This window comes from Streptomyces sp. NRRL B-24572, from assembly GCF_002156145.1.
GTDB lineage: Bacteria > Actinomycetota > Actinomycetes > Streptomycetales > Streptomycetaceae > Streptomyces > Streptomyces vietnamensis.
The window spans coordinates 1-6,644 of the sequence record NZ_MWIG01000646.1; the positions used below are offsets into that span (position 1 = coordinate 1).

General features: G+C 71.9%; 9 protein-coding genes and 1 pseudogene. 3 read left to right on the top strand and 7 right to left on the bottom strand.

All coding sequences use genetic code 11. The features are described from left to right. On the top strand, positions 1-621 hold a 621-nt coding region (locus tag CCN56_RS32545), incomplete at its 5' end, for a sensor histidine kinase (protein ID WP_256962302.1). After that, positions 618-1,280: a response regulator transcription factor gene (locus CCN56_RS32550; protein ID WP_086831473.1), complete on the top strand. Its 663-nt coding sequence runs from the start codon at positions 618-620 to the stop codon at positions 1,278-1,280. The genes CCN56_RS32545 and CCN56_RS32550, both read left to right, overlap by 4 nt. Before the next feature lie 72 nt (positions 1,281-1,352). On the opposite strand, the gene CCN56_RS32555 is transcribed toward CCN56_RS32550, so the two are convergent. The 5 genes from CCN56_RS32555 to CCN56_RS32575 all read right to left on the bottom strand — a co-directional run bounded on the left by CCN56_RS32555 (position 1,353) and on the right by CCN56_RS32575 (position 4,842). Then, positions 1,353-2,081 carry a GNAT family N-acetyltransferase gene (locus CCN56_RS32555; protein WP_256962303.1) on the bottom strand — a complete coding sequence of 243 codons (729 nt, stop codon included), beginning with the start codon at positions 2,079-2,081 and terminating at the stop codon, positions 1,353-1,355. A gap of 154 nt (positions 2,082-2,235) precedes the next feature. Further along, positions 2,236-2,673: an iron chaperone gene (locus tag CCN56_RS32560; RefSeq protein ID WP_086831475.1), complete on the bottom strand. Its 438-nt coding sequence runs from the start codon at positions 2,671-2,673 to the stop codon at positions 2,236-2,238. 29 nt (positions 2,674-2,702) lie between these two features. Continuing rightward, on the bottom strand, positions 2,703-2,966 hold the full coding sequence (locus CCN56_RS32565) for an AraC family transcriptional regulator (RefSeq protein ID WP_086831476.1): 264 nt from the start codon (positions 2,964-2,966) through the stop codon (positions 2,703-2,705). Then, the gene (locus CCN56_RS32570; RefSeq protein WP_086831479.1) at positions 2,967-3,377 is read right to left on the bottom strand and encodes a VOC family protein; all 411 of its coding nucleotides are present in this window, start codon (positions 3,375-3,377) and stop codon (positions 2,967-2,969) included. A gap of 70 nt (positions 3,378-3,447) precedes the next feature. Then, positions 3,448-4,842, bottom strand: coding sequence for a glutamate decarboxylase (locus CCN56_RS32575; protein ID WP_086831477.1), 1,395 nt, complete (start codon positions 4,840-4,842; stop codon positions 3,448-3,450). A gap of 187 nt (positions 4,843-5,029) precedes the next feature. Between CCN56_RS32575 and CCN56_RS32580 the strand changes: the two genes are divergently transcribed. After that, positions 5,030-5,791 carry a class I SAM-dependent methyltransferase gene (locus CCN56_RS32580; RefSeq protein ID WP_086831478.1) on the top strand — a complete coding sequence of 254 codons (762 nt, stop codon included), beginning with the start codon at positions 5,030-5,032 and terminating at the stop codon, positions 5,789-5,791. Positions 5,792-5,824: 33 nt separating this feature from the next. On the opposite strand, the gene CCN56_RS32585 is transcribed toward CCN56_RS32580, so the two are convergent. Further along, entirely contained in the window at positions 5,825-6,193 is a 369-nt protein-coding gene (locus CCN56_RS32585; protein ID WP_041130019.1) for a hypothetical protein, read from the bottom strand. Positions 6,194-6,459: 266 nt separating this feature from the next. Further along, a pseudogene (locus CCN56_RS32595) lies at positions 6,460-6,644 on the bottom strand (MBL fold metallo-hydrolase); the annotation flags it as partial.

The window sequence follows — 6,644 nt, forward strand, 5'->3', positions numbered from 1 at the left end:
GCGCGGCGCCGCGCCGACGAGGAGCGGCTGCACATCGCACGGGAGCTGCACGACTCGCTCACCCACCAGATCTCCGTCATCAAGGTGCAGTCCGAGGTCGCCGTCCACGTGGCCCGCAGACGCGGCGAGCAGGTGCCGGAGACGCTCCTCGCGATCCAGGAGGCCGGACGTGAGGCGAGCCGGGAGCTGCGCGCGACCCTGGAGGCGCTGCGCGACGACGACACGGCCCCGCCGCGCGGGCTCGCCGACGTACCGGAACTGGTGGAGCGGGCCGGCAGGACCGGTCTGGAGGCGACGCTGACGATCGAGGGGCAGCGGCACGACGTGCCGGCCGCGGTGGGCCGGACCGCCTACCGGATCGTCCAGGAGTCGCTGACCAACGTCGTCCGGCACGCCGCCGCCACCACGGCATCGGTACGGATCGACTACCGGCCCGACGCCCTCGCGCTCCGCATCGACGACGACGGCAGGGCCACGCCGGACACCGTCCCCGTGCCCGGCGTCGGGCTGCTCGGCATGCGCGAACGCGTCACCGCCCTCGGCGGCCTCCTGCGCGCCGAACCGCGCGGCGGGGGCGGCTTCACCGTCCGGGCCGAACTCCCCGTGGAGCGGACGTCGTGATCCGAGTCCTGCTCGTCGACGACCAGCCGCTCATCCGCAGCGGATTCCGCGCCCTCCTCGACCTGGAGGACGACATCGAGGTGGTGGCCGAGGCCGCCGACGGCAGGGAGGGCCTGGAGCTCGCCAGGGAACACCTGCCCGACATCGCGCTCGTCGACATCCAGATGCCGGTCGTCGACGGCATCGAGGCGACCCGGCGCATCGCCGCGGACCCGGCCCTGGCCGGGGTGCACGTCGTCATCCTGACCAACTACGGCATGGACGAGTACGTCTTCGACGCGCTGCGCGCCGGCGCCGCGGGATTCCTCGTCAAGGACATCGTCCCGGACGACTTCCTGCACGCCGTCCGCGTGGCCGCGCGCGGCGACGCCCTGCTCGCCCCCTCGATCACCCGCAAGCTGATCGACCGGTACGTGTCCCAGCCGCTCGACACCGGTGCCGGGGCGGGGCTCGAAGAGCTGACCGGCCGTGAACGCGAGGCCGTCGCCCTCGTCGCGCGGGGCCTGTCCAACGACGAGATCGCCGACCACATGGTGATCAGCCCGATGACCGTGAAGACCCACGTCAACCGGGCGATGACGAAGCTCCACGCCCGCGACCGGGCCCAACTCGTGGTCCTCGCCTACGAATCCGGCCTGGTCGTCCCGCGCAACTCCTGACGCCCCCGGCCGCGGCCACCGTCCGCGTGTGCGGCGGGAACCGGCCGGCCGGCGGGCGTCACCGCGGCGGCGTCACTGAGAGGCCCACCAGGTCGAGGGCGCCGCGACGGTGTAGCCCAGGGACTCGTACAGCGGTCTGCCCAGCTTCGAAGCGGTGAGGGTGACCGGCAGGTCCGCCAGGTGGGCGAGGGCGCCGAGCATGACGGCCCGCCCCACGCCACGCGACCGGAAGGCCGGCGACGTACCGACCCAGTAGTGGCTGCCGACGCCGTCGTCCACGACGCTGACGGCGGCCCCCGCGGCCACGCCGTCGACCAGGGCGAGGAACACGTCCACGCCCGGCTGCTCGATCAGCGCCGTCGGGAACAGCTCGCCGGGGCGGTAGGGCTCGAATCCGTCCAGCTCGAAGCCCTCGATCACGATCCGCTCGGCCGCCTGGAGGTCCTCGGGCCGCCGCACCTCGATCACGTCCAGCGCCGGTTCGCCGACGGGCCCGGGCGCGCGCAGCATGACCGGCATCTGCCAGTTCCGCATGTCCAGGTGGCTCAGGTCGGTCGAGCCGAACGGGTCCTCGGCGTTCACCGGGCCCGCGGCCCGGCGCACCAGCTCGCTCAGCTCGGCGAGTTCGCCCGGGTCGAGGTCGGGCTCCTGGATCAGGACCCGCAGACCGGCACGCTCGCCGCCGTCGACCGCGACGAACCCGCGGCGCCGGACGACCTCGTGCCCCCGGCTTCGGCCGGTCGCGGTCCACAGGGCGGCGGAGTTACGGGCCTGACGCATCGGCGCCTCGGCCGGGGTCACGGTCGCGGGGGTCGCAGGCCGGTCGACCGAAGAAGATCTTGTTGTCATTACGCCTACGGTAGTGCGCAGTTGACCGCTCACACAGGCCAATTCCGTGCGAGTCGACTGGGCCACCTTCCCGACTGCACGCCCATCGTCCCGCTCCCGGAACCGGTCAGCCCGCCGCCTGCTCGATGAGGGCCGCGATGCGCTTCTCCGTCGCCGGGTCCAGGGCCGTGAGGGCGTACGCGGTGGGCCACAGGGTGTCCTCGTCGAGGGCCGCCTGGTCGCTGAACCCCAGGGTGGCGTAACGGGACTTGAACTTCTGGGCGCTCTGGAAGAAGCAGACGACCTTCCCGTCCCGCGCGTAGGCCGGCATGCCGTACCAGAGCTTCGCGGTGAGGGCCGGGGCGTGCTCCTTGACGAGGGCGTGGACGCGCTCGGCGAGGACCCGGTCCGCGTCCTCCATCTCGGCGATCTTCGCGAGCACCTCGGGCTCGGTGTCCGCCTTCGCCCCGCGTCGCTTCGTCGCCTTCAGTTCGGTGGCGTGCTCCTTCATCGCGGCCCGCTCTTCGTCCGTGAAGCCGTCGTAGGACTTGCTGTTGGCGGTCATGGTGGTTTCCCCTCGTCGTCGTTCGGTGGTCAGGACCGCGCGCCGTGCAGCCGCAGCGTCCTCGCGCGTTCCGCGCGGCGGGTCAGGAGGTAGTCGTACGGGGAGGCCCCGTACGCGAGGCGGAACTGGCGGCTCAGGAGCGCCGGAGGCAGGTTCGCGGCCCGTGCCAGTTCCAGGACGTCCAGCGGGCGCGCGTACTCACGGTCGATGTGGTCGCGGACGCGGCGCATGCGGGTGAAGTCGCGCAGGCGCCGGTCCGTGACGCGCGCCTGCGCCCAGCCCGGGCGGCACATCTAGCGGACTTCCTGGATGCGGATCAGGTTGCCCGCCGGGTCGCGGAACGCGCAGTCGCGGATGCCGTACGGCTGCTCCGTCGGCTCCTGCACGACCTCGGCGTTCGCCGCCCGGACCTTCTCGAAGACGGCGTCGAGGTCCGGGGTGGCGAGCAGGATCCAGCCGTACGTGCCCTTGGCCATCATCTCGGCGATCGTGCGGCGCTCGTCCTCGGTGATGCCCGGGTCGACCGCCGGCGGCGCGAGCAGGATCGAGGTGTCCGGCTGCCCCGCCGGTCCGACCGTGATCCACCGCATCTTCCCCTGGCCGACGTCGCTGCGGACCTCGAAGTCGAGGGCATCCCGGTAGAAGGCCAGGGAGGCGTCCGGGTCGTCGTGCGGAAGGGCGCTGGTGTGAATGGTGATGTCCATGGACTTCACGCTAGTTCCGCACCTCGGTTCCGCGCTTCTCGAATCCTGATCGGTGTCGGACGACGTCCCCTCAGTGGTGGAAGCCCGCGCGGTCGGCGTCCGACGGCACGCCCTTCTCCAGGCGTTCCAGGCAGCGGCGGATGTCCTGGGCCAGGAGGTCGACCTCGTCGCGGCCGATGCCGTGCCGGACCAGGACGCGCTGGATGACGGTCTCCTGCCGCTCGGGGGGCAGCGGGTAGGAGGGGACCTGCCAGCCGCGCATCCGGAGCTGGTCGGAGAGGTCGTACAGGCTGAAGCCCGCGCCCTCCGGGTCGGTGAGGGTGTACGAGACGGCGGGCAGCCCGCCCTGCCCGTCGTAGAGCAGCGTGAACGGGCCCATCTCCGCGATCTGTTCGGCGAGGTACCGGGCGGTCAGCGCGCACGCCTCCTGGACGCGCCGGTAGCCGGCCCGCCCCAGACGCAGGAAGTTGTAGTACTGGGCGACGATCTCGCCGCCGGGGCGGGAGAAGTTCAGGGCGAACGTCGGCATGTCGCCGCCCAGGTAGCTCACCCGGAAGACGAGGTCCTCCGGCAGCAGGTCGGCGGTCCGCCACACCGCCCAGCCCACGCCGAGCGGCGCGAGGCCGAACTTGTGGCCCGAGGCGTTGATGGAGGAGACCCGCGGCAGCCGGAAGTCCCAGACGAGGTCCCGGTGGAGGAACGGGGCGACGAAGCCGCCGCTCGCCGCGTCGACGTGGATCGGGATGTCGAGCCCCGTCTCCTGCTGGATCCGGTCGAGTTCCGCGGACAGCTCGGCGACCGGCTCGTAGTCGCAGGTATAGGTGACGCCGAGGATCGCGACGACGCCGATGGTGTTCTCGTCGACGTACTCCTTCAGCTGGTGCGGCCGCAGGCCGGTGGCGCCCGGCTCCAGCGGGATCTGACGCAGCTCGACGTCGAAGTAGCGGGCGAACTTGTCCCAGCAGATCTGCACGGGCCCGCAGACGAGGTTCGGCCGGTCCGTCGGCTTGCCCTCCTTGCGGCGCCTCTCCCGCCACCGCCACTTCAGGGCCAGGCCGCCGAGCATCGCGGCCTCGCTGGAGCCGGTGGTGGAGCAGCCGAGCGCCGTGCCCTCGCCGGTCGCGCTCCCGGGGGCGTTCCACAGATCGGCCAGGATGTTCACGCACCGCGACTCGATCTCGGCGGTCTGCGGGTACTCGTCCTTGTCGATCATGTTCTTGTCGAGGCACTCGTTCATCAGCCGGCGGACCTCGTCGTCCGTCCACGTCGTGCAGAACGTCGCCAGGTTCTGCGCCGAGTTGCCGTCGAGCAGCAGCTCGTTGTGGAGCATCGCGTAGACGACCGCGGGGATGTTCGACTCCTCCGGCATCCGGTGCTTCGGCAGGATCCGCTCGCTCAGCGCCGACGCGAACACGTCGGTGGCCGCGTCGGCACTCTTCGGGGCCTTCATCTCGTGGAGCGCCACAGTTTCCCCTTCGATCAGCAGTCTCGTCGACAGTCCTCTCATCAACCCACGGAGCCGGGCAGGGCGCCCGGCGGCGGCCGCGACCGTTGACCCAGCCGAGTGAGGGGGCCACCGAGACCCTGTCCTGCGGCTCCCACGACCAGTACGTTCCGGACGAAGTGGATCATCACGGGAAGGCCTCCACCACATGACCCCTCGCACCATCAGCCACGTCGACCAGAACGACACCGACGCCGACGCCTTCGCTGCCGACGCCTTCGAGTCCTACGACGACCTCCCCGAGCGCCTCATCGGCTACCCGGCCGTCTTCCACGCCCTCGGCATCGGCTCCTCCGCCGTCCGTACGGTCCTGGACTACGGCTGCGGGCCCGGCAAGGTCGCCACCCGTGTCGTCGAGGCCTCCGACGCGCGCGTGGTGGCCGTCGACCTCTCGCCCCGCATGCTGGAGATCGCCCGTGAGCGGCGCCCGCACCCGCGGATCGACTACCGGCTGACCGACGACGGCGGTCTCGGCCTCCTCGCCGACGGTTCCGTCGACGCCGCCATGGCCTGCTTCGTCTTCACCACCACCGGAGACATCGCCGACCTGCACGAGATCGCCGCCGAGGCGCACCGCGTGCTGCGCCCCGGCGGCCGGTTCGCCGTGCTGGACGCCAACCCCCGCACCACGGGCATCCGGTTCTCCACCTTCCGCAGCGGCGAGCCGGGGCGCGTCTACACGAAGGGCGAGCAGCGGCGGTCACGCCGGGAGCGGCCCGGTGGCGAGGCCCCGCTGGAGCTGGTCGACCACCACTGGCCGTGCCAGACGTACCTCGACGTCCTCGGCAAGGCCGGGTTCACCGACCTGGACCTCCACGAGCCCGTCCTCACCCACCGGTCGGCGCAGCTGGGGAGCGACCCGGCGGAGGCCGGGCACCCGCCGTTCCTCGTGGTGTCGGGGGTCAGGTGACGGGCGTGCCCCCAGCCGGTCGCCGGCCGGCCGTCAGCTGTCGGAGTAGCTGAAGTCCCCCACGGTCCAGGCACTGACGTCCGCGATCGCGACGCGGTACATCCCGCCGGTCTCGGGCATGCCCACCGTGCCCTGGAGGATGCGGGCGAGGTGGAAGTGGAGGTGGGTGGGGGGCTCCACGGTCTTCAGCTCCTCCCGCACGGGGGAGAAGACACCGGAGAACTCGCCCAGCTGCGCCGAGTCCGTCAGGACCTCCGACACGCGCTGTCTCCACAGCGCTTCCGGCGCGAGGCGCCCGGTGATGACCACTCCCCCCGCGACCACGGTGAGGGACATCTGATTGCTCCGCCCGGACTCCACGGTGGCGGCGACGTCGACGAGCAGCTCGTCAGGGATCGACATGGAAGCCGATTCTAAAGGCGGAGGGCCGGGGACGGGCCCTCTTGAGCGGCTTCTAGGGCCTGTCGTCACATTCCCGTCGTCGCCCGAAGGGCGGCCCTGCGGCGTCTGGTGCGTGCTCTCGGCGTGCCGGGTGGAAGTCCTCGTACTGGACGTACTTGGGCTTTCGCCCGGTGCGGCGAAGGGGGCACCTCCCTGCTCGAGCGAAGCCGAGAGCTTGGGGGCGCGTGCCAGGCGTCGCGGGGCAGACGGGAATGTGACGACAGGCCCTAGAGCGGCGCGGTGTCGTCCGCCGGGAAGGCGGGGCCGTGGCCGGGGACGATGACGTCGGCGGCGGCGAGGACGCGGAGGCGCGAGTCGCGCAGGACCGTGTGGTCGGGGGCGACCGGGTCCTCGACGGGGCCGTTGGGCCGCCACCAGAGGTCACCCACGAAGGCGACGACGCCCTCGCCGG